The organism is Nitrospirota bacterium (assembly GCA_016180645.1).
GTDB lineage: Bacteria > JACPQY01 > JACPQY01 > JACPQY01 > JACPQY01 > JACPAV01.
The window spans coordinates 1-21901 of sequence record JACPAV010000052.1; the positions used below are offsets into that span (position 1 = coordinate 1).

General features: G+C 61.4%; 22 protein-coding genes. 10 read left to right on the plus strand and 12 right to left on the minus strand.

The window, feature by feature from the left end:
• Positions 1–134: 134 nt before the first annotated feature.
• The 12 genes from HYT87_19315 to HYT87_19370 all read right to left on the minus strand — a co-directional run bounded on the left by HYT87_19315 (position 135) and on the right by HYT87_19370 (position 16078).
• The gene (locus tag HYT87_19315) at positions 135–1655 is read right to left on the minus strand and encodes a mercuric reductase (GenBank protein ID MBI2061894.1); all 1521 of its coding nucleotides are present in this window, start codon (positions 1653–1655) and stop codon (positions 135–137) included.
• On the minus strand, positions 1652–2272 hold the full coding sequence (locus tag HYT87_19320; protein MBI2061895.1) for a TVP38/TMEM64 family protein: 621 nt from the start codon (positions 2270–2272) through the stop codon (positions 1652–1654). The genes HYT87_19315 and HYT87_19320 overlap by 4 nt, the downstream gene beginning before the upstream one ends.
• On the minus strand, positions 2269–4827 hold the full coding sequence (locus HYT87_19325; GenBank protein ID MBI2061896.1) for a methyltransferase domain-containing protein: 2559 nt from the start codon (positions 4825–4827) through the stop codon (positions 2269–2271). The genes HYT87_19320 and HYT87_19325 overlap by 4 nt, the downstream gene beginning before the upstream one ends.
• A 14-nt stretch (positions 4828–4841) precedes the next feature.
• A complete protein-coding gene (locus HYT87_19330; protein MBI2061897.1) occupies positions 4842–5966 on the minus strand; it encodes an inorganic phosphate transporter in 1125 nt (374 codons plus the stop codon).
• A 156-nt stretch (positions 5967–6122) separates the two neighbouring features.
• Positions 6123–7616 carry a hypothetical protein gene (locus tag HYT87_19335; protein ID MBI2061898.1) on the minus strand — a complete coding sequence of 498 codons (1494 nt, stop codon included), beginning with the start codon at positions 7614–7616 and terminating at the stop codon, positions 6123–6125.
• 530 nt (positions 7617–8146) lie between these two features.
• Positions 8147–9262, minus strand: a complete 1116-nt coding sequence (locus HYT87_19340) for a hypothetical protein (GenBank protein MBI2061899.1) — start codon at positions 9260–9262, stop codon at positions 8147–8149.
• Positions 9259–9684, minus strand: coding sequence for a hypothetical protein (locus tag HYT87_19345; GenBank protein ID MBI2061900.1), 426 nt, complete (start codon positions 9682–9684; stop codon positions 9259–9261). The genes HYT87_19340 and HYT87_19345 overlap by 4 nt, the downstream gene beginning before the upstream one ends.
• Entirely contained in the window at positions 9657–10427 is a 771-nt protein-coding gene (locus HYT87_19350) for a c-type cytochrome (protein MBI2061901.1), read from the minus strand. The genes HYT87_19345 and HYT87_19350 overlap by 28 nt, the downstream gene beginning before the upstream one ends.
• A gap of 177 nt (positions 10428–10604) precedes the next feature.
• Positions 10605–11177, minus strand: a complete 573-nt coding sequence (locus HYT87_19355) for a cupredoxin domain-containing protein (protein MBI2061902.1) — start codon at positions 11175–11177, stop codon at positions 10605–10607.
• 14 nt (positions 11178–11191) lie between these two features.
• A complete protein-coding gene (locus tag HYT87_19360) occupies positions 11192–12703 on the minus strand; it encodes a hypothetical protein (GenBank protein MBI2061903.1) in 1512 nt (503 codons plus the stop codon).
• 185 nt (positions 12704–12888) lie between these two features.
• Positions 12889–14547 carry a PAS domain S-box protein gene (locus HYT87_19365; GenBank protein MBI2061904.1) on the minus strand — a complete coding sequence of 553 codons (1659 nt, stop codon included), beginning with the start codon at positions 14545–14547 and terminating at the stop codon, positions 12889–12891.
• Positions 14522–16078, minus strand: a complete 1557-nt coding sequence (locus HYT87_19370; GenBank protein ID MBI2061905.1) for a sigma-54-dependent Fis family transcriptional regulator — start codon at positions 16076–16078, stop codon at positions 14522–14524. The genes HYT87_19365 and HYT87_19370 overlap by 26 nt, the downstream gene beginning before the upstream one ends.
• A 66-nt stretch (positions 16079–16144) precedes the next feature.
• On the opposite strand from HYT87_19370, the gene HYT87_19375 reads away from it, so the two are divergent.
• From HYT87_19375 to HYT87_19420, 10 genes are all read left to right on the plus strand, one after another.
• Positions 16145–16699: a sigma-70 family RNA polymerase sigma factor gene (locus HYT87_19375; GenBank protein MBI2061906.1), complete on the plus strand. Its 555-nt coding sequence runs from the start codon at positions 16145–16147 to the stop codon at positions 16697–16699.
• Positions 16699–16950, plus strand: coding sequence for a zf-HC2 domain-containing protein (locus HYT87_19380; GenBank protein MBI2061907.1), 252 nt, complete (start codon positions 16699–16701; stop codon positions 16948–16950). Before HYT87_19375 ends, HYT87_19380 begins: the two co-directional genes overlap by 1 nt.
• Positions 16951–16984: 34 nt before the next feature.
• A complete protein-coding gene (locus HYT87_19385; protein MBI2061908.1) occupies positions 16985–17467 on the plus strand; it encodes a hypothetical protein in 483 nt (160 codons plus the stop codon).
• An 18-nt stretch (positions 17468–17485) separates the two neighbouring features.
• Positions 17486–17752, plus strand: a complete 267-nt coding sequence (locus HYT87_19390; protein ID MBI2061909.1) for a hypothetical protein — start codon at positions 17486–17488, stop codon at positions 17750–17752.
• A gap of 142 nt (positions 17753–17894) precedes the next feature.
• Positions 17895–18353: a hypothetical protein gene (locus tag HYT87_19395; protein MBI2061910.1), complete on the plus strand. Its 459-nt coding sequence runs from the start codon at positions 17895–17897 to the stop codon at positions 18351–18353.
• Between the two features lie 532 nt (positions 18354–18885).
• A complete protein-coding gene (locus tag HYT87_19400) occupies positions 18886–19275 on the plus strand; it encodes a transposase (protein ID MBI2061911.1) in 390 nt (129 codons plus the stop codon).
• Entirely contained in the window at positions 19272–20267 is a 996-nt protein-coding gene (locus HYT87_19405; protein ID MBI2061912.1) for a transposase, read from the plus strand. The genes HYT87_19400 and HYT87_19405 overlap by 4 nt, the downstream gene beginning before the upstream one ends.
• A gap of 75 nt (positions 20268–20342) precedes the next feature.
• Complete coding sequence (locus HYT87_19410; protein MBI2061913.1) at positions 20343–20714, plus strand: hypothetical protein; 372 nt, start codon at positions 20343–20345, stop codon at positions 20712–20714.
• Positions 20715–20798: 84 nt separating this feature from the next.
• The gene (locus tag HYT87_19415) at positions 20799–21365 is read left to right on the plus strand and encodes a DsbA family protein (GenBank protein ID MBI2061914.1); all 567 of its coding nucleotides are present in this window, start codon (positions 20799–20801) and stop codon (positions 21363–21365) included.
• An 85-nt stretch (positions 21366–21450) separates the two neighbouring features.
• Positions 21451–21795 (plus strand): DsrE family protein, encoded by a 345-nt coding sequence (locus tag HYT87_19420; protein MBI2061915.1) that lies wholly within the window; start codon positions 21451–21453, stop codon positions 21793–21795.
• The last annotated feature ends 106 nt before the right edge of the window (positions 21796–21901 follow it).

Genomic DNA, 21901 nt, shown 5'->3' on the forward strand with positions numbered 1-21901 from the left:
GTAGCGCCCGATTTTACATCGGGCGAGAGGTCGTCCGGTATGAAACCGGACGCTACGAAGAAAAGGATCCGGCCCGCGGCAGATGTAACCCTAATGATTGAACAACCCCCAACCCGATCTGAACCCGAATCCCCTCACCCCCTCCATCTGAAATACCGCTCCAGCCATCGGCGCAACGAGGGGGTCAGCCGGGCCCGATTGTAGGCGTCTCCCAACCGCTTGATCGCCTCCGATTGAGTTGGATAGGGGTGGATCGTTGCCGCGATCTTGGCGAGTCCCACGCCGGCCGTCATCGCCAGCGAGAATTCTGAAATCATTTCTCCCGCGTGGGCGGCAACCACCGTGGCTCCGAGGATCCGGTCCGTTCCCGCTCGCAGATGGACCCGCGAAAAGCCTTCGGTTTCGCCATCCAGCACCGCCCTGTCAATCTCGCGCAATTCGACGGTAAGAGTCTGAACCGGGATTCCGCGCTCTTTCGCCTCCCGTTCGTACAGACCCACGTGGGCGATTTCCGGATCGGTGTAGGTACACCATGGGATCGTCAACGCACTCGCCTTCTTTCGTCCGAAAAACAGGGCGTTCTGGACAACGATCCGCGCCATCGCGTCCGCCGCGTGAGTGAATTTGTACATTGAACAGATGTCCCCCGCCGCGTAGATGCGCGGATTGCTCGTCTGGAGCCTGTTCGACACCTTTACGCCCGCCCTCGAATCGTATTCGACTCCGGCGGCCTCGAGGTTCAATCCCTCGACATTCGGCGCCCGGCCGACACCGACGAGAATCTCATCCACCTCGATGTGCCCCGATTGCCCGGCGCATTCCAGCCGGATCTTCCTCGAATCGCCCTGCCTCTCCACGCTCAGGATCTTGCAGCCCAGAACCAGATTCACGGCATCCTTCGCCAGTGCCGACTGCACTCGTTCCGCCGCGTCGCCGTCCTCCCGCATGAGAATGTGCGGCGCCGCCTCAAGCAGGTGTACTTTCGACCCGAACCGGGCGAACGCCTGGGCCATCTCGCAGCCGATGGGCCCGCCCCCGATGACCGCCAGCCGCGGGGGGAGCCTCGTGAGTGAAAAGACCGACTCATTCGTGAGTGAACCGGCTTCGGCAAGACCAGGGATCGGCGGCACCGCCGCCCGCGCCCCGGTCGCAAGGACGGCCTTCTTGAAATGAAGTCGTCGTCCGTCGGCGCTGATGGTGGAAGGACCCTCGAACCGGGCGTCGGCGAGAAAGACATCCACGCCGAGCTTTCGGAATCGATCCACGGAATCGTTGGGACTGATCTGCGCCCGCAGGCGTCGCATTCTTTCCATGACCCTCGGAAAATCAACCCGGCCGCCGGCAGGGATGGTCGTGCCGAATTCGTCCGCGCGCCGCACTTCGGCCGCCGATCGGGACGCGCGTATCAGCGCCTTCGAGGGCACGCATCCCACGTTCAAGCAATCACCGCCCATCAGGTGCCGCTCCACAAGCGCAACCTTGGCCCCCAGCGAGGCGGCGGCGGAAGCCGTCACGAGTCCGGCGGTCCCCGCCCCGATCACCACGAGGTTGTACCGCGATGCCGGTTCAGGATTGATCCAGTCCGGTGGATGGGCATTGGCGAGCAGGGCTCGGTTGTACTCGTCGTCGGGTTTGAGGGACGGCGACGCTTTCACGGGGTGGGCAAACTTTCACGCAGGCTGCGCCGCGCAAGGCGGGTGACAAAGAGCGTGACTCCGATCGTGGCCAGCAATCCCGCCCAATAGAACGCCTTTCCCGCGGTGCCTGCCTCCGGCGCCCTCCCCCCGATCAATTGCGTCGCTTCCGTGACCAACGATCCCAGGTATACATAAAGAAAAGTTCCAGGCAACATCCCGATGAAAGAGCCCAGGACGTACTTGGGGAGACTGATCCGCGTCAGACCGAAGGCGTAGTTGACCAGCGTGAAGGGAAATATCGGGCTGAGTCGGATGAGCACGAGGATCTTAAGCGCCTCCCGGCCGATCGCTTGATCCAGCCCTTTGAATTTCGGACTACCCGCCATGCGCCGGCTGATCCAATCGCGGGCGAGGGTTCGCCCGAGAAGGAAGGCGCCCGTGGCGCCGAGCACACTGGCCGGTGAAACGATGGCGGTCCCGACCAGCGGTCCGTACACAAAACCCGCCGCCAGCGTGAGGATCGAGCCGGGCAGAAACGCGACGGTCGCTGCCGCATAGATCACTACAAACGCCGTCGCCCCGATCGCGCCGGCGCCGCGGATCCAGTCAATGCCGGAGAGGGCCCAGTCGCTCAGCAGCACCCCGGCCCGCACCTTTCCGACTCGGCTGCCGCCGTCTCCGCAATCTCAAACGCCAAGGTCTTCGCGTTTTCCTCCGCCTCCAGCACAACGAACGAACCCGCATACGGCGCATGCCTCAATTTCGCCGCCGTATCCGTGCAAACCTCCACCGGTTCGTTTCGCGGAAACAGGTGCCCCTCCTCGTCAATCGCCGCCTTGAACGGTCCCGCATAAATAGCCCGCTGGCCGATGTACCGGCAACCGTCCTTCTTCTCGAATTTGAATCCCTCGACCGTGATGGAAGAAAAATGAAGTCCCTCCACTTCCCTCCATGGTTTCTTGTCGATCAGGCGCAGGCCGTAGAAGCCGGACTTCTCCAAACCCGCGAGAAACTCCTCCTCGGTCAGCGCCCCGGTGATGCAGGCGCCGCGGAGCTGGATGTCCCTCTGAAGTTCCATCGAGACTGTGCGATCGGACACAATATCCGAGATGACCGCCCGACCGTGGTCCCTGAGCACTCTCCACATCTCGGCGAAGACCGCTTTCTTGTCCGGCGAAAGATTGATCACGCAATTGGACATGACCAGATCCGCAGTCCGGTCTTCCACCGGCACGTGCTCCAAGTATCCCTTCCGGAACTCCACCGCGTTGTAGCCCAGGCGGTCGGCCACCTCGGTCCCACATCGGCGGGCCACGTCCAGCATTTCGTCCGTCATGTCGACCCCGATGGCGCGGCCGTTCGGTCCGACTTTCTTTGCCGCGATGAAGCAGTCGATCCCCGCGCCCGAGCCGAAGTCCACGACCACTTCGCCTTCCCGAATCCGGGCCGCGGCCACCGGCCCGCCGCAGCCGTAGAATCGGTCGATCACATCCTGGGGGATATGGCCCAAGTCCTCCGAGTCATATTTCACGGGGCAACAGAGCGCCTCCTGTGGTTCTTTCGCCGCGGCAGCGTAGAACGAACGAACGTCCTCCCGCATATGCGCGATGTCGGACGCGAGGTGGCACGACGAATGGCCCAGGGCCACGCCGTTCCGACCCCGCGTGAGCGCCGATTCCTGTCCGCAAAGGATCGCGTCGCCCATGGACCGCAAAACGACCGGGGCGTTGAAGCCCGATCGGGGATTCGGGGCACCCCCATCCCCCGCAAGATGCGCCGCCGAACTCGCCTCGCTGAGCAGGATGTCCTCCAGCGCGGTCTTATACAGATCGCAAAAGGGATCGTGGGCGTGGAAACCGTCGCCCGCGCGCCGCGACCGGCCGTTCTGGGAGTAGAAATAGCCGTGTTCAATCTCCCCCCCCCCGCAGATGAACCGCCACGTGCACGATCGGCACATCTCCTTATTGATGACCGATACTTTGCGGGTTTCGGCCAGCACTTCAGAGCTCCTCCAGATCGACTCCAAGGGCGATTCCAAAACATTCCCGCAAGACAGCGCGGGATAGCCGGCAGTCGAGGCCGACGGGAACACGCGCCCGTCGGCATAGACGCACAGGCTCTCAAAACCGGCGCTGGAGTGGTCCATCTTCACCCCGCGACGCCCGTGAATGCGGGCGCGGAAAGACTCGAAGTTGTCGACCGTCACGCCAACCTCCGCGCCCGCCTCTTTCGCTTCCCGGAGAACTTCAAGACATTCGAGCGCCGACAAGCTGAATTGACCGTTCATGGCCGCCGACCTTCCGCGGTGATGCGGCCAAATCAGGTGGTGGCTTTTCACGCCCAGGGTCGCGAGCAGACGCGTGACCTCCGCAACCTTGTGCCGGTTGGCGGCATTCACAACCGTTGTGACAATCGGTGCAAAGCCAGCCGCCTGCGCCGATCGGATTCCGCGAAGGATGGGATCGAAGCTGCCCTTCCCTCGGATCGGGTCGTTTGTTTCCGCATCCGGCCCGTCCAGGCTGATTTGGAGGACCAACGGGCGCCCGGAGTAATCCCGTAATCGATCCAGCGTCGGCCCTTTGAAAAGCATCCCATTGGTCAGGATGACCAGTTTCCGGTCGGGACGGCTCAGGACGAAATCCATCAGCTCGAAAATATCTTTGCGCAGGAACGGCTCGCCTCCCGTGAAGTAGACCTGGCCGGTTCCCAGATCGAACGACTGCCGTAGGATGGCTTTCCACTGATCCGTGGAGAGTCCCTGATCCTCCTTCGGACCGGAAGAAACGAGGCAGTGGGAACACGAAAGATTGCAGGAATTGTTGAGATGGAGCCAGATCTCGCGGAGACCCGTGAGTTGGAGAATCTCGCTTCGCCCTAGATAGCCCGGCCGCGCCGCAAACGGCTCGTCGCTCACGAAGCCCGCGCGGGCGGCATCCTTGATGAACGTTGCGCAATGGACCCAAGCGGCGGCCGTGGGTGTTCCCGTCTCAGCGGAGTACCTTCGGACAACGGCGTCGAATGACGTTGTTCCATCCAGCCCTTCGAGAATCTTCGCTCCTCGCGAATCCGTGCTGATCCAGTTCGGCCCCTCGGGATCCAGGAAGACGACCATTCCATCCCGCTCCTTCCGAACGAAATCCGGCACGTGCCAAACCGTTTGATCGGTGAACAGCATTTGCGAACGATCCATATCTCTGCCTCCCATCATAAATATTCGACGCCCAGCCAGTATGCCCCCGCCGAAAAGGCCGCGGAAAGCGGCAGCGTGATGACCCATGCAAGCACGATTTTCCGCACCACGCCCCACCGCGCCCCGCCTCCGACCGCGCCGATGCCCAGGAGCGACCCCACGGACACGTGCGTCGTGGAAACCGGCAACCCGAAGAGGGAGGCCGAGACGACAAGAGCGGCGGTGACCAGGTTTCCCGAGAGAGCCTGACCGTGATTCATCTCCGTGATCCGCCGGCTCATGGTATCCGCCACGCGTTTCGCGGCGAGCAGGCCGCCCGCCGCAATGGCCATCGCCACGAACAGATTCGATCCCGGCGAGGCAACGGCACCCGTCGCAAGCAGCAAGGCCACCATCTTCGGAGTATCGTTCAACCCTCGCGCAAAGCTCACGACGCCCGCGGATGCAAAGTGCGCGCCGCCGAGTACAGCCTGAATCGACACCCCCAGCATTCGCCCCCGGTAGCGTTCGGCGCAGGCGCCGACTGAATCGGATCGTACGGTAATCATCCTTCGCGCGATCGCCGCCCCCTCACCCGCCGGACTCAGGCCGACGGCCACCACCTGCTCTTCCTCCCCTACGCAAATGCAAAACTCCTTTTCAATCCCCAGCCGTTTTCGAGCGGAGGTCGCCACACCATAGGTCAGCACGGTCAGCACCCCGGCAATCAGCGGGGACACGAGCAGCGGCACGAAAAAGTCGAATCCGAGCGCGGACCAATGAAGGCCCGAACCCGCGGCTGCGAGACCGGCGCCCGCGAGGGCGCCCACCAAGGCGTGCGTGGTTGAAATCGGGAACCCCCTCCACGTGGCGAGCAGGACCGTCAGCGCAGCGCCGAGAGCCACGGCCAAGACAAACGAAGGTTCACCCGCGATCGCATCGGGCACAAGCCCCTTGCCGCTGAATCTCCTACCCAACTCGCCCGCCAGGAAAATCGCCCCGAGCGATCCCGCCAGCGTGGCCGCCGTCGCCCACGTCAACGCGCGCCGGTAATTCGCCGTCCCGCTCCCGACCAGCGTGGCCACGCCCTTGAAGTTGTCATTCGCTCCATTCGCGAACGCAACCAACATCGCCACGACGATCAGTCCAATCTCCAACATGATATCCGTCCGTGGTCCCGCCACCCCCATTCGTTACGCCCATGGACGGGCCGCACCCGAAGCTGCTCAGAGGCGCCCGGAAGGCATCTCAATGCTCTGCGCGGGGTGCGCCGTGGTCCTCCTGTCAATCAGAGACCGCAGAACCTCCGTCGATCCTCAAAAAGCAAATTCCCAGCCGATCCTGGCGGCATGCGCCTCCACCGCATCAGATCCCGACGACCTCATGTAGTGATATTCGGCAACCCATCGCTGAAACTCCCACGGCGAGGCAAACCCCACGGTCACGGCGCGCGTCCCGCCCCCTCGGGCGTCCGAAGGATCGAAGAAGTCATAGCGAACCAAGGGCGTGAAATTGTCCCACAGGGCGATATCGACTTCACCGAAGAATCCCTTGCTGTTGATCGGTACCCTTTCGCCACCCGATTCGACCATGTCCCGCCCCCCCCCTATTCCGGCGAGCAGATGCAGTGCGTCGATGGGAGGATAGTTCGCAACGATGGCGCCGCGCCAGAAACCGTTTCGAAAGGTTTCGGAGTCTGGGTCAGATGCGTCCTTGGGTTCGTCCACGCTCCCCAAGTATCCAACGATTTCCACGGCCCCGCCGGTGTCTCCGACAAACTGAACGAGGTTGAACGCCGCGTCCACGCGGTTGTTATCTCTGGAGAAACCTGCCGTTCCGCTCCCATCTGAGGCAAGCCCGTTGAAGACCGTGATGGAGGCCAAGGTATCCTCACGGCCGCCGCCGAGCATCACCCCGATCTGGCTCGGATACGCGAAGGAAAAAGTCTTTCCCGCGGCGGGTGTGGCGGTTACAAGGGGTTCCGTAAAAGTGACGGAGTTGTCCAGGCCCGCCCATCCCTCCACGGGATGCATGATCCCGGCTTTGACCTGGAAGAACCGATCTTCCTGCCCGAACGTGGCGCGCACATTGCCCATGTGGACGTCCGCCTTTCCGCTGTCCGCGGCGAGCCGCACGTCGAAAAAGGTTGAGTAGTACCGCCCGAACGGCGCGCTGGAGAAAATGTCGACTTCAGGCGCGGAAAAACCGATCCTGGTCTTGGAAGAGTCCGTTCCCAACACCCCGGCCGTTTCCGCATCTCGTCTGGGAGACTTCTCTCGGCGGATTGGAGCGACCCCGAGCGGGATGGAGCCGATGTTGACCTCCGCCGCGGGGACGGCGTCTTCTTTGTTGCAGAAGATCGTGATCCCCGTGCTCCCTCCGTGGGTGTGACCGGGGACATCCACACTCTCCACGAACACCTCCTTGTCCACGCACCGGGAGGAGCGAGTCACATTGAATGACAGGCCGCCCTTCATGGCGAAAGCATCGAGGAGCCGTTTGAGACCGGGGCCTTCTTCGCCGTTGATTTCTTGAGGAGTGCGATAGCCCATCGCGCGGAACATGAACCCGAATTTGTTCAGCCGGGGCCAGGAATCGTGGCAACGATGACACGGCATCTTTTCGCGGCGGGCGAAAGCGGGGATGGCATGGGCCTCCCGCGGGACGGCGTGCCAGGCGGTCATCGCCAACGCCAGGCCCGCCATGATCCGGGCGGTGCAGCTACCCAGCCTCAGTCGTAAGGGGTGGGCGCCAGTCATCTTGCAGCGCAGCCGCTTTCCGAATCCAACGCCGGAATTCCGGATACGCATCCAGTATGAGTTTCCAACCCGCTCGACTGATAAAGGTGACCCCCACCTTGCCTGCCGCCTGCGTGGAAACGGTGAGTTCGCTGTTGCTCATCAGCGCGTGAACTCCCAGGAGGCACGGCTCGCTGCAATCTCCTACCCCGGCGCCTCCTCTGAGGAACGAAAGATGTCCGGTTTCGTGCAGGTAGACTCCGAGTGGCCGATGACCTTCATAGGCGATCACCTGACCCGACCGGAAACATTGTCCGGTACCTCGGCCTTTGATTACGAAGGCAAGGGCGGGACTCGGAAGGCGGCTAATGGGGATGGTGGGCGCCGGGATCGAAAGGCCCGATGGCCCTCGAATCTCCGGCGCCTTACCACAGTCCCCTGCCCTATGAGATGCGGCCGCATGCCCGGCCGGATTAGAGCCTATCCCAAAACCTGACGAGGGAGAGGCGGGTTCCGCGGAGCCTGAAGGCTCCGCTACAGGTGAAACACAGCTTCTCCGTAGCGGGCCCTTTAGGGTCCGCGATACGTTTTGGGACAGGCTCTCAGAAGAACACATGGACCATGCCGATGACCTCGCTGATGCCGCCAATCGGATTGTCGGATCGGGCCACGGAACGGCGGTACAGCATTTTGAACTCGAGATACGGAATCGGGAACATTTCGAATCCGCCGCCGACGCGGTGAACGAGATCGCCCTCCAGGTCGAAATCCGGGTTGGTGTATTCATAGAGTCCTTGGATTTCAAGACCCCGCCTGACGATGACGTTGGCCTCCTCATAGAGGACCCATCCCCGAACGGTTTTCTTCGCGCCCAGATCGCGGTTCGAGAACCAGTCGGCCTCACCGAGGTACCCCAAGCGCCCGTAGGACGCGCCCCAGATGACGCCGTCCCGCACGGCGATTCTGCGGGGCGACTCTTCGGCCGTTTCACGGCTGCCGGTGAGATTGTACAGACTGGACAGGCCGAGCATGATCGGGACTTGGCCGAGACGTGAGCCATATTCGACGCGGGCGGTTGCGGCCTTTTCGGTATTGTTGTCTTGGTTGACTTTGCCTCCCACGCCGTTGAACACGTCCAACTGGACGAGGAACGGGCCGGGCCGGATTCCGAATTCAATGCCCGTCTCTTTCTCGCGCGGCGCGAAGCCGATGTCCTCCCGCACGAACGTGCGGTGGTTGTCGAGCCGCCAACCGTAGGTGGGAATGAACCGGCCCACTTTGACGAAGCTCCCGGCCCAGGGGAGGGAGATGATTCCCATGGCCTCATAGGTTCCGTTAAGACCTTGGTCGTAGTAGAGGTTCAGCCGCTCGTGCAGTTTCGCCGAGGCGTATAAATCCGCCTGCATCTGGAAGAAGGAGCTCGTGCTGGTGACGCCCTCTTCCTGGGATGGGATGTAGATGTATGCCGAGCGAGAGTCGGCTCCAAGGCGAAGCGGGCCGACCTCCGGCGGGGCCCAGACTTTTCCGATCCGAGTCAAGGGCAGGTCGAGCCGTTCGTACACCTGGCTTCCGTACGCGTTCCGCATCCCACCGCCCGAGGGATTGACGTGGCAGGCGCCACACGTCATGCCCTCCCGTACGGCAAACCGCGGCAGAGCCGACGCCGACGCGGAGCCCAGCAGCCACAGGCTCAGGATGAGCGAAATCCGTCGAATCATCTGGGTCGTTCCAGACGGATTTCGGCGCGCGGCGCCGCGGAGAGCGGGCGGATTCGGATCCTATCCGCCGCGCCGGCATATCCAAACGGATCGACTCCCGCTTTCAGCATCCCGGCGTACGGCGTGTCCGAAGGGTCCAGATCGACCGATGCGCCGACCACGTAGTCCCCCGGCGGCAGGCCTTCAAACCGGACCGTGGTTGGGAACGAGTAATCTTCGATGAGCTTGTATGCGAGCGGGGCACCTGTTGGAGGGTGAGACTCGTAGACGGCTACGGCCAGGGGCTGCCCCGCCCGCGCAGTTTTTCCGTGGTAGTCGATGATGACGTCGAGGGAGCCTTCCCCGCCCCCCACCTGCCCGCCGCAACTTTCGAGCAGGCAGACAAGCGCCATCCCTATTCCAAGCCGAAGAATCTTTCCCAAAGTCCTTTCTCCTTTCCAAGCGAGCGAACGTAATGAACGACGTCCCATAGTTCCTCCGGACTGACCAAATCCTGGTGGGAGGGCATGGGAGTGCCGCAGATGCCTTGGACGATCACGCGGTAGAGATCCGTGTTCGTCCCGCCGCTCTTGAAAAGCGCCTTTGTAAAGTCTCGCGGGCGGACGGATCCACCCCAATCATCTTTCAGAGTACCGGCCGAGGGGCCGTCCCCGCGCCCCGAGGGGCCGTGACATTTTGCGCACTCCAGGTCTTCGAAGACTTTTCGGCCTCGTTCGATCCCCGGGGCGTCCACCGCCGTTTCGGGCGGGACGCCGGAGGCCCCGGCGGGCCTGGGGGATGACGTAATGAGTTGCAGGACGAAAGCCGCCACGGAGGAAATCTCTTCATCGCTCAGCATGCCCGCCCATCCGGGCATTTTCGTGCCGGGGAGGCCATCCCTGACGATGCGCTCGATGTCCTCCCGCTGCGGAAGCGAGCCGCACGGCGTGGTCTGGAATTTGAGAACCCCTTTCCGGAAGTCGCGCGGGCGCGGATTCATGTACGAAGAAACATCGCCCTGTCCGTCCCCTTCGGCGCCGTGGCAGGCGGCGCAGGCATTGCGGTAGGCATCCCGGCCTTGGATCAGGCGCAGAACCGCGTTGTCCGCTCCGGCTTCACCCCACGCGGGGCCGCCCAGGCAACAGATCCCCGTCAAAAGTACCACGGCTGCGTAAAACGCTTTCATCCTCGCCTCTATTTGGAGGGGTTCTTCGAGCCTCTAACAGAATGCCGATTCGTAGGGGAGCATTTTCAGATGCTCCCTCTTGTCGGGAGGGTCTGAAGACCCTCCCCTACGCATTCTGTTGCTCCTTCTTGTCGGGAGGGTCTGAAGACCCTCCCCTACGCATTCTGTTAGACGCACTTATTCCTCTACGATGAGGGTTCCCTTGAGCTTTGGGTGGATCGTGCACCACTGGTTCTGGCAGGAGAACCCGTAGCGCCCCGGGGTGTCGGCGCTGAATTCCACGGTTCCGGACGGCTTTGCGGCCGACAGCTCCGTCTCGGGCAGACTCAGCCCTGAGAACGCGATGATATGCACGTTGTCTCCTGTCGTATCGCTATTGACGAACTTGATACGCACGCGCGAGCCTCTTTTCACGGTCAAGGTGAAGCCTTTGGGCACGCCGCCAAAACCGTTTGACGTGATCTCTACCGTGATATCCGAAGAGGTCGGGCCCGCCGCGGCGGCGGACGGCGCCGGTTGACCCGCGGCAGGTTGTTCGCCTGTCGGGGCGGTGGGAGCGCTGGGCTGGGCCGCCTGAACGTCCGGCCCGCTTCCGGCGATTTGATGGCCTTCGTGTTCGCTCGAATCCACGGCTTGGAAGTCGGCCACGTCGATGCGGGCCAGCGGGGCATCCTCCAATCCGCACGCCGGGGCCGCGGTAAGAGCCGCGACCGCCAAGGCATACCCGTATCGGCAAGGTGTACACATCACGGCGCTCCTCCCCGCTACTTCGACCGGAAGACGTTGACGCTGACTTTGTCCGTCTTCCACACGATCTCTTTGACACCGAGCAGGTCTTCCTTGGCCGTCCTCGCGCTGCCGTGGAGGCCGGACTGATCGGAGAGAACCTCGCCGGCCAACGAGCCGTCGGAGTTGACGGCGTATTTCACAAAAGAGCCGTTGTGGGAGCTACCCGTGTGGTTGATGGTCTTTTTGATCTCGTTTTTCGTCAGGTCGAAGACCACATCGCGGAAGTTGGAGTTGTAGCTGATCCAGAGTTCATTCCTGTCGGGATTCGGATGGAGGATTCCATGGTCGCCCCGCAGGCAGTGCGTCTCGAAGGTGTCCGACGGCGCCATGGCCACCGGATCGACGAGGCCCAGGGCTTTCCCGCGATTGTGCGACGCCTCGCCCTTCTCCACCACATAGAGTTGGGTGTCGTCCCAGTTGAGATGGATGCCGTACCCGCCGTGGACCGCGGAACGCGAGGTGCCGATCATCTTCATCGTGACGTTGTCGATCTTGAAGATCTCGTCGCTCCCGCCGTCACCGACGTAGGCGTACTTCCCGTCCGCGGTGAAGGCCGTCCAGATCGGATCAAAACCGACGGTGAAATACTTCACGGGCTTCCAGGTTTTCATATCCACGATCGCGACGCTGCCTTCCAGCTTGTGCCGGATGTCCGGATCCGATATGGGGCCGGGAGGGAGGCCGACGTAGAGGTGACGACCGTCCGGATGGGGGAAAGCCAGGTAGGGATTGCCTTGAACATCCTCGCTCCTGAAGCCGCCGACCACGCGATTATTGTCGTTCGGATCGAGAACGTAGATGCCGGAACCCGGCTGGATGCTGCCGGGCACCTGCCAGTTGAAGTTTTCAACAAGCACGAGATCCTTGCGCGTCTCCCCGTCATAGTAGTTCACGGTTCTGACGTGATGGGGATAGCTGCTGGTTTGAAGAATCTGATGCATTTTGAGCGTTTGCGCATTGACGATGAGAAGTCGCCCCGCCTCCTTGATGGGTTTCGCCATGTCGCCCGTCGGAATGTAGAAGAATTTTCCGTCGGGCGAAGCGGCTGAACCGTGATCCTCCCACAACTTCTTCGGATCGACTCCATCGAGTTGGAACTGTTTTTCCACGATAACCTCATAGGTGTCTGCATCGACTACGACGAGTCCCGGAGTTTGCGTGGGCGAGGGGAACCCGCCATAGCCGGCCCCGTTCGTGGTCATGTATATGAGAGGGTGCTTCGCCGCATCCCACGCCGCATCCCCGCTGGAGTCGTATTGCGCCATCAGCTTGATCTCCAGTTTCTGGGAGAACGTGGTGTCCCAGCCGGTCGGTGATGTGGCCGGCGTGGACGTTCCGCCGGGAACGACCACGGTGTCCGTGGACGTGGGGACCGGAGTTCCTTTCTGGTCCGCGCTGCCGGAAGCGGTTTTGTCCTCCGTGCCGCAGGCGAAAGTGACGGCCATGCTGACGACAAGCAGGGCAAACAGGCGCGATAATTTGTTCATGGGTTTCCTCCTTCGAGGGTAGGGAATACAGAGTTACGATTTTTCATCCTCAGGCGTAAGCGCAACCGCCGTACCAAGACCGGTGGAATGGGAAATTCGAGCTATCTTGAGGAGTTGAATTGTCGAGCGGGGCGCTCGACATGAAAGAACCGTTACGAGTTCGTAACGTGTTTCAGGGGGCGAGGTTACGACTTCGTAACGTCGCCGGCGGGATCAGGCTTGCCGGTGGGGAGCCACAGCGTGATGCTCGCGCCCCCGCCGAGTCGATCCCCGATTTCGATGTAACCTCCGTGGGCCTTGACGATCCCAAGCGTGACGGACAGTCCAAGTCCGGTCCCTTCACCCTCCGGCTTCGTCGTGAAAAACGGCTCGAAGACTCTCTCGCGAATCTCTTTCGGAACGCCCGGACCGTTGTCCGCTATCTGAATGCCGATCCTGTTCTCCTGATGCGCAAAGTTGACTTCGACCATGCCTCCGCTCGGAACCGCGTGAATGGCATTGAGGAGAACGTTCATGCAGGCCTGGCGAAGCTGTCCGCGGTCCGCCAATACAAGAAATCCATCCGGCCCGCCCGGGGTGGGAGCCCACAGTTTGCGCGACCGGATGGCCTTCGCTTTCATGGTCGGCGAAAGCAGGTCGAGGCAGTCGTCAACCAAGGCCGGAAGACCTACCTCGGTCGGATGAAGATTGTCCGGGCGGCTGAATCGAAGGAGTCCTCTTACCGTGTCGGCCATCCTTTCCAGGCACTCGCGCATGATTCTCATGTACCGCTCGCGCCGCTCCGGCTTGAGATCATCCTGCTCCAGTGCCTTCAGGGCATTCATCAAGCCGGAGAGGGGATTGTTGATTTCGTGGGCGACGCCCGAGGCCAGCAGACCGACGGCGGAGAGTCGTTCCGTCATGGCCATTCCCCGCTGTTCGGCGTCTTTTCTCGCGCTGATGTCGCGGCAAAGCGCCAAGGTGCTGAGGAACTTCCCATGCGGGTCGCGGATGGCGATGGCGCTGACCTCCATCGGAATCCGTCGGCCGTCTTTCGTGATCACGGCCGTTTCATGCGAAGAGAAACCTTTCTCGCGAACCCGGGTGTGCGCTTCCACGTTCGACTTCATGGCGTCGGGCGCCACGATATCCGCCATACTCATCCCGAGAATTTCCTCCTTGGTGTACCCGGTGAGGTCAAGCATTTTCTGGTTGACCCGCGTGGGGCGCCGTTCGGCGTCGGTGCACCCCACGGCGTCGGGAAGCAACTCGATCAGTTGATCGATCATCCCTTCCGACGTGTACCATCGCTTGGCGGTCTCGGTGTGTTGCTGTTCAACTTCCCGGAGGAGAGCTCGGTCGTGGTCCGAGAGGTTGCCCATGAGGAAGCTGAGCGTGCCGATGATGCCGACCGGAAGAATGGCGTCGAACCAAGTGGGGCCGGCGCCGACCCGTGAGGCCTCCAGCAGAAAGAAGATCAAGGCGGCCGCCGCGCCGAGGGCGAACACACTGCCCTCCCGTCTTCCAAAGTAGTAGCTGTGGAAAGCGCAAAAGAGGTAGAGCGCCGGCACGAAATCGCTGCGGAATCCGTCGGTCAGATGGATCAGGACGGCGAGGAACGCCAGATCGATCCATCCGGCGACGAAGTAGAAGTGTCTCTTTTCCCCGAGGAGGGGCCAGGCCAGGAGGTAAAGCGCCACGCTGGCGGCGGCGAAAAGGCCGAAGAGGAACCCGATGATCCGGATCGCCTGAAAATGTTCGCGGGCGGACAGGACGAACACCAATCCCCCGCCGAAAGCCAGAATGCGGAGGACGAGAAAAGCTGCGTCCTGGCGGTCGCTATCCGTCCTGCCGGGGAGCTTCATCCTCTTCCTCTTTTTCGGCGGGTGGATTCAGCCCGTGTTCGCGCAATTTCTCCCAGAGCGTCTTGCGCGAGATGCCCAGCAGGTCGGCGGTCTCCTGCCTACGCCATCCGGTGGATTGCAGAGCTTTGGAAAGGTACTCGCGCTCGAACGATTTCAAGACCTCCTCCAAACCGCGCGATCCCGGCGCCATGTGATCCGGGAGCAAGGCGTTCGAGCTGGTGCCGCGAACCGCTTCGGGAAGGTGCGCGGCGTCGATCTCACCGCCACGGGCCAGGATGGAGGCGTGTTCGATGGCGTGTTCCAGTTCTCTGACATTGCCGGGCCAGGCGTATGCGGTGAGGGCCGCCCAGGCCGTGGGCGAAATGTCCTGCCGGGATGAACCCTGTTTGGAGGCCAGCCGCCCGAGGAAGGCGGCGACGAGAATCGGGATGTCGTCCTTCCGATCCCGAAGAGGAGGCACCTCCAGGCAGACGACATTGAGCCGGAAATAGAGATCCTCCCGGAAGCGGCCCTCCTTGCTTCGCCGGCGAAGATCGACATTGGTTGTGGAAATGATCCGGACATTCACCTGAACGCTTGCATTGGTCCCGAGAGGCTCGAAGGTCCCCTCTTGGATCACGCGGAGGAGCTTGGCTTGCGCCGGAAGAGGAATCTCCGACACGTCATCCAGGAGCAGGGTGCCTCCGTCCGCGGCCTTGAACCTCCCGTCGCGTCTCTTCACGGCGCCGGTGAAGGCCCCCCGTTCGTATCCAAAGAGTTCCGCCTCGAGGAGGGTTTCCGGAAAAGCAGCGCAGTTCACGGCCACGAAGGGTTTGGCCTCACGCGAGCTGAGCCGGTGAACTTCCCTCGCCAGCAACTCCTTTCCCGTCCCGGTTTCGCCATTGATCAGGACGTTGGATTCGGAGGCCGCCACCACACCGACTTGGTCCAGGAGAAAACGCATCCGGGGCGAGCCGCCCAGGATTGTCCGCGAAGCGTCCAGTTCGCTCAGACGCCGCCGGGCCTCCTCGAGTTCGGAGCGCAGCCGGCTCTCCTCCTGGATTCGGCGGACTCGGATGAGCAGCTCATCGCGGTCGAAGGGCTTGGTGAGGTAATCGTAGGCGCCCTGCTTGACGGCCTTCACGGCATCGGTCACCGACGCGAAAGCCGTCATAAGAATCACCCGCGTTTCCTCACGGCTTTGCCTGATCAGGTGGAAGAGGCTCAAGCCGTCTACCTTGGGCAGACGAATATCCAGAATCACGAGATTGTAGGAGCGGGCTCTCATTTTTCGCTGGGCTTCGGCGCCGTCCGCCGCCGTGTCCACCTCGAACCCTGAATCGTGGAGGAAATCCGAAAGCGTCAGGCGAAGGGAGGCTTCATCCTCGGCAATCAAGATGGTGAAACCGGCTGAATTCGCCAAGGCCGGTTTCCGAGCCCCACCGTCTTTTTCCTTGCCTACCATGTCGCTGGAAGAATCATCCCGCAATTTCCATTCCAGCATGGTGCTCACGTTGATGACAGGTTCGCTCCAAAAGCGAATCCTTGACATGACGCAGATCAATGAACCTGAGTGAGTTTGAATGGACGGGCCTGCCGTGATAGGGGTCAGCAGCAGATGGATCGGAAACAAACGGGCGAAGCCTTCCTGAAAGACATGCCGGCGCTCTACCGTTTCGCCCTGCGGCTCACGCGTTCGCCCCAAGACGCGGACGAAGCCGTCTCACGAACCGCCCTGCGCTCCCTGGAAAAGGCCGAGGCGTTCAGAGGCGAATCCTCCATTCGCACATGGATTTTCGGGATCCTGATCAACGTCGTGCGCGAGATGCGGAAGGAAGGGTGGCGGGAGGAGTCGCTGGACGAAGGTCCCTACCCTCCCAACTCCGAATTCGACGACGGTGGGCGGAGGCTCCAGCCGGCAACCGAACAAGGCGACGATCCGGAGCACGTCCTTCTGCGAACCGAAGGCGTCGAACGCATCCGCAACGAACTGGACACTCTACCCCCCCTCCAACGGAGCGCCTTCCACCTCCGATTCATTGAGGGATGGGAAATGGAGGAGATCTGTAACGCCCTCCAGATCAAGGCCACGCATTTGAGGGTCCTGCTCCACCGGGCACGACTGCGACTGAGAGAACGCATGATTGATTACGTCAAAGGAGAATCCAAGTGATGATGCCCACGATGCTCATGGGTACTTGCCGGGAGACGTCCCAGAACATCGGCGACTATCTCGACCGCGCGATGCCGCTCGCCCGGAGGCTCAGGATTCGATTCCATCTCTCCCTCTGCCCGGACTGCCGCAAATGGATGGCCGGCCTCAAGGCGACGATGGCCGGAATCGGCCTGGCGCGGGCGTTGGAACTCTCCGCGCAGCCGCCGGCCGAACTCCGCGCGAAAATCGAACGCATTTTCACGGCGTAACGCCCGCCCTCCTTCTGCCACCCACCCTTCGATCATGGGTGATTGGAGCGAGTTTCCGGCAACGCTGAGAGTGCAGCTCAAACTCTATCCCTATCGGTCAGTCAAGGATGCCCCTTGGTCACCCCTCCGCAAGCCCCTTCGCGAATGCACCGTGGCCCTCATTTCGTCGGCGGGCTTCGTTCGTCCCGATCAAACCCCGTTCGACAAATCCGCCCTCGGCGGCGACTCGTCGTTTCGAGAATTGCCTGCCGATACGGATTTGGCCGGCTTGAAGGACACCCACCGCAGCAAGAGCTTCGATCACTCTGGGTATCGCCGGGATCCGAATCTCGCCTTCCCCCTGGACCGGCTCAAGGAACTGGTCGCTGAGGGGTTTATCGGCGGCATCGTGGATACGCATTACAGTTTCATGGGATCTCTCACAGCGGTCGGGAAGTTCGTGAAGGCAACGGCGCCGGAAATCGCCCGTCGCCTCGTTGCGCAGCATGCCGATGCAGCTTTGCTTGTACCGGTGTGACCGCTTTGCAATCAGGCCGTGGGCCTGATGCAGGGGGAAATCGAGCGGGCGGGCATCCCCACCGTTTCCATCAGTCTCCTCAAGGACATCACGCTCAAGGTGAAGCCACCCCGCGCCCTTTGGGTGCCCTTCAATCACGGCTACCCGCTGGGTGAACCGGACAACCCCGCGATCCAGAAGGAGGTGCTCCAGGCGGCTCTTTCCCTCCTGACGGAGGCACAAACCGCTCCCGTGATTCTCCGTGATTTCGTATCCCAACCAGGGGCCCAACCCACCCAGAGGTAAACCTCATGTCCCGCAACCCGGCTCCTCGCGATGCCCCACGCAGGGCCCTGCCACGGATGGGTCGCGTAGGTCCTTGACGCTCCCGAGCCACGTTTTCTGGACGTGCTTTCTTTTCCGCGGAAGGAAAGAGAAGTGGTGGGCCATGGCGGGATCGATCCTTCCTGATGCCCCTTACGTCATCCCCCTGCTGGCGGGCGGCGTCACCGGCGCGTTGGATGTCTGGGCGCACTGGTGGAACCATCCCGTCACGAGAATCCTCCACTCCTATCCCATCGTGGGCGCGACCTTGATCCTCTCCCTCCTGCTGAAGCGTCGTCGAACGGCATTTCTTCTCGGAGGAATCCTCCTTCACGCCTTCTTCGACATGTGGACCCATGTGAGCGACGCGTATCCCGTGTTTTATCCGTTCAGCGAATTTAGGTTCCCGACCCCGTTCTCATATTGGGAAAAGGCGCACCACGCGCCCGCGCTGAGGATCGTCAATGGCCTGCTGGTGGCCGCCGCGGCGCTTTACTTGTGGAGGGAGAGGCGATCGCGCCGCGCTGAGTCCGGGCCTGCCTGTCAGTCACCGAGCCAGTCTTCTGGTAACGGCGTCTCTTAAGTGCGTCCAACAGAATGTGTAGGGGAGGGTCTTCAGACCCTCCCGACAAGAGGGAGCATCTGAAGATGCTCCCCTACGAATCGGCATCCTGTTCGAGGCTCTAAGTTTCGGATCGCGCCGAGCTGAAACGTGGTCACCTCTCAGTGACTCGAATCTGACGGATCGTTACATCCACGGCGAAGATTCGCGCCGAGTAACGGTTTGTCGCCGCGCGCCACGAACGAACGAAGCCATGAAAACACATATCGCGGCTGTTGGCGCCCAGGGCCGTTCGTATCATTGTGAAAAGGAAGCCGCCCATCTCAGGAATTAGGAGGTATTTATGAAACGCTCTTTACGCAATCGAGTGTCTTTGCTCTTCGCGGGAGCATTCTTCCTCTGGGCGGCGCAAGCCGGCGCGGCCCGGGCCGGCGACGTCCGATCATCCTGTAGAACTTTTGGCACGATTGGAGAGGTGGGCCTGAAAATGTAGTCACGGATTTCCTGGGCTGGGTCGTTGGATTTCGGATACTCTTCCGGAAGGAGGAAGACGATGGACGACGCAGCGCAGACGGTGAAAGGGAACGGGGAATCGGCTCACGGGCTGATCCAGAAGGTCAAGAGGGCGACGCGGAGGCGGTTTGGGGCGGAGGAGAAGATTCGGATTCTCCTGGAGGGGATGAAGCGGGAGGTTTCGACCTCGGAACTTTGCCGGAAGGAGGGGATTCATCCGCACGCCTATTATTCGTGGCTGAAGGACTTCATGGAGGCTGGGAAGTCGAGGCTGAGGGGGGATTTGAAGCGGAGCGCGACCGAGGGGGAGGTGGAGAGCCTGCGGCGGGAGAACGAGAGGCTGAAGGTGATTTTGGCGGACCCGGTTCTGGAGAACACCCTTTTGAAAAAAAGTCTGATCGGGTCGGAGATCGATGGACTTACGCGATGACGGCTGCCGAGAAGGCGAGCCTGATCGACCGGGTCGAGGGGAGCCGGTGCAAGAGGCGGCTTCTCCGGGCGCTCGGGATACCCGACTCGACGTACTACCACTGGGTGCGGCTTTACCGGGAAGGGGGACCGAACGCATTGGATAAGCTTTTGCCCGTGGCCCGGACGATCTGGAACCGGATCACGCCGAAGGAGGAGCTGAGAGTCCTGGAGATCGCGCGGGACCTCCCGGAGCTCTCTCCCCGGCTTCTGTCCGTAAAGATCACGGATGAAGAGGAGTTCGCCATCTCGGAGTCGAAGGTCTACGAGATCCTGAAGAAGAACGATCTCATTCGGCCCCGGCCCTTGCCGGAGCTTCCGGCGAGGTCGGAGTGGCCCCACAAGACGAGGAGGCCCAACGAGATCTGGCAGATCGACGCGACGACGTTCTTCGTGGCGGGATGGGGGTACTACAAGCTCATCCCCGTTCTTGACGACTACTCCCGGAAGATCCTGGCGTGGGACCTCCTGCCGGACGAATCGGCCGGTTCGATCTCGAACGCGGTGGAGCAGGCGGTGGAGGCGACGGGAATACCGGAGCGGCCGGAGCACGAGAAGCCGACGCTTCTGTCCGACAACGGATCGGGCTTCATCTCGTGGCTCCTGGCGGACTACCTCAAGGCCCACGGCATCCGGCACATCTTCGGCAAGCCCTATCATCCGCAGACGCAGGGAAAAATCGAGCGGTTCAATCGGCGGATCAAGGAGGGCGAGTGTCTGATCGTGTATCTCAGCCCCGGAGACCTCAAGGAGGCCCTCAAGCTGGCCATCGTGCGCTACAATGCCACACCGCACGAGGCGCTGAAAAACGTGGCGCCGAACGACCTGTACGCCGGCCGCCAGGAGGAGATCCTCAGGCGCCGGGAGGAGAAAAAGAAAGCGACCTACGCCCGTCGCAAGGAGTATAATCGGGGCGTGAACAACGGTCCGGCTCAGCCCGGAAAGTGTGACTAAGAAAAATGGTCACTTCTCCAAAAAGGTCAAAAGACGTACCCATGCAACCCATGCGCCGGGAAAAAGATCAAGTACATGAGGGACAAGTCGGCCCGTCAAAAGGACCCGAAGAAGCTGATCGACATCGGGGCAAGGCTCTGGACCGATCGCAACCTCGGAAAGACCGGCGTTTCGTGCGATACCTGTCACGCGAACTACAAGACTTTCAAGAGCACGGTGACGCAATCCTTCTCCCATTTCGTGGAAATGGCGGACGACATCGTCACGCTCGATCAGATGATCAACGTGTGCATGGAGAATCCGATGGGCACGGAACCGCTCGCGTGGAATTCGACGGAACTGAGCGCGCTCAACGCCTACTACACCGAATGGATCAAGGGCTACAAGGCGCCCGCCAACCCGTGCGGCATGAAGAATCCGTGCAACCCCTGCGGGAAGCGAAAGTAGAACACAAGAGAGTCATTACCCTCGGGTAACGCCATGAGCGTCACGGTACGGCTCTATTCTGATTTCGTCTGACCCTTCTGCTTCATTGCGGAGCAAAGCAGCCTGGTCAGGCTGCAACGGGAATTTGAAATCGAAGTGGACTGGAGGGGCTTTGAGCTTCATCCGGAGATTCCGCTCGGCGGCATGCCCATCGAGCGCTATTTCCCCGGCCACAAGTTGGAAGGGGTGCGAAAATACCTTCATGACTTTGCGCGAAGTTTCGGTGTTGAAGACATGAAGGCCCCGGGACATCTCCCGAATACGAGGCGCATCCTGGCCGTTTCCGAGATGGCGCGGGATCTCGGCAAGCTGGAGCCCTTCCGGGAACGGGCGATGAACGCCTACTGGCGTGAGGGGAGGAACGTGGAGGATATGGAGGTGATACGCATAGTGGCGGCTGATTCCGGGCTGGACGCCGAGGCCGCGGCCCAGGCCGCTTCCGATCCTTCCTACCTTGCGCGGGTGGAGGCGATGCGTGGAGAAGCGAGCGAGGCGGGAGTCACCGGCATCCCCACCTTCTTTTTTGACGACCGGATGGTCGTCGGCTGTCAGCCCTATGACGTGCTGACCAAGGTGGCTGTACACTCGGGCGCCAAGCGGCGTACGCTATGACCTCTCGAGTACGGGCTGGGAAGCCGCCCGCCCGCCGAGAGGATTTCTCATCATCCTTCAGGCCGGAAAAGAATCGCATGAGGGTTTGGCCCGGGCGGTACACGCCCTTCTCTATGCCAAGGAACTCAAGCTAAAAGGCCACGAGGTTGTATTGGTTTTTGACGGCGCCGGAACGGAATGGGCGGAGGCGTGGAAGCAACCGGACCATAAGCTACATGCGAAGTATGAGGAGTTGCGGCAGATGGGCATCGTGGAGGAACTTTGCGATTTCTGCTCGGGGGCATTCAAGGTGAAAGACGGCCTCAAACAGATGTCGGTTGACACACTCGTTTCTGAATTCGAAGGTCATCCAAGCCTCGCCAAGTGGATCAGCCGGGGGTATGAGGTGTTGATTCTCCAGATAACCTGCTTGTGGATCAATGGACCGTAAGATACTGAGCTCGACTTTTGCCATTTTTCCATGCTGTGTGAACATCACTTCACGAGGGAAGGCCATTTCCACGCCGTGAATGTTGAGACAGGAGCCGTTTTCCGGT

Bases quoted from the DNA above. Each gene is read 5' to 3' on its own strand.
- HYT87_19325 (MBI2061896.1), bottom strand. From the start codon at position 4,827: ATGGATCGTTCGCAAATGCTGTTCACCGATCAAACGGTTTGGCACGTG.
- HYT87_19330 (MBI2061897.1), bottom strand. From the start codon at position 5,966: ATGTTGGAGATTGGACTGATCGTCGTGGCGATGTTGGTTGCGTTCGCG.
- HYT87_19335 (MBI2061898.1), bottom strand. From the start codon at position 7,616: ATGCGTATCCGGAATTCCGGCGTTGGATTCGGAAAGCGGCTGCGCTGC.
- HYT87_19340 (MBI2061899.1), bottom strand. From the start codon at position 9,262: ATGATTCGACGGATTTCGCTCATCCTGAGCCTGTGGCTGCTGGGCTCC.
- HYT87_19350 (MBI2061901.1), bottom strand. From the start codon at position 10,427: ATGAAAGCGTTTTACGCAGCCGTGGTACTTTTGACGGGGATCTGTTGC.
- HYT87_19360 (MBI2061903.1), bottom strand. From the start codon at position 12,703: ATGAACAAATTATCGCGCCTGTTTGCCCTGCTTGTCGTCAGCATGGCC.
- HYT87_19365 (MBI2061904.1), bottom strand. From the start codon at position 14,547: ATGAAGCTCCCCGGCAGGACGGATAGCGACCGCCAGGACGCAGCTTTT.
- HYT87_19370 (MBI2061905.1), bottom strand. From the start codon at position 16,078: ATGTCAAGGATTCGCTTTTGGAGCGAACCTGTCATCAACGTGAGCACC.
- HYT87_19375 (MBI2061906.1), top strand. From the start codon at position 16,145: ATGGATCGGAAACAAACGGGCGAAGCCTTCCTGAAAGACATGCCGGCG.
- HYT87_19380 (MBI2061907.1), top strand. From the start codon at position 16,699: ATGATGCCCACGATGCTCATGGGTACTTGCCGGGAGACGTCCCAGAAC.
- HYT87_19385 (MBI2061908.1), top strand. From the start codon at position 16,985: ATGGGTGATTGGAGCGAGTTTCCGGCAACGCTGAGAGTGCAGCTCAAA.
- HYT87_19395 (MBI2061910.1), top strand. From the start codon at position 17,895: ATGGCGGGATCGATCCTTCCTGATGCCCCTTACGTCATCCCCCTGCTG.
- HYT87_19400 (MBI2061911.1), top strand. From the start codon at position 18,886: ATGGACGACGCAGCGCAGACGGTGAAAGGGAACGGGGAATCGGCTCAC.
- HYT87_19405 (MBI2061912.1), top strand. From the start codon at position 19,272: ATGACGGCTGCCGAGAAGGCGAGCCTGATCGACCGGGTCGAGGGGAGC.
- HYT87_19410 (MBI2061913.1), top strand. From the start codon at position 20,343: ATGAGGGACAAGTCGGCCCGTCAAAAGGACCCGAAGAAGCTGATCGAC.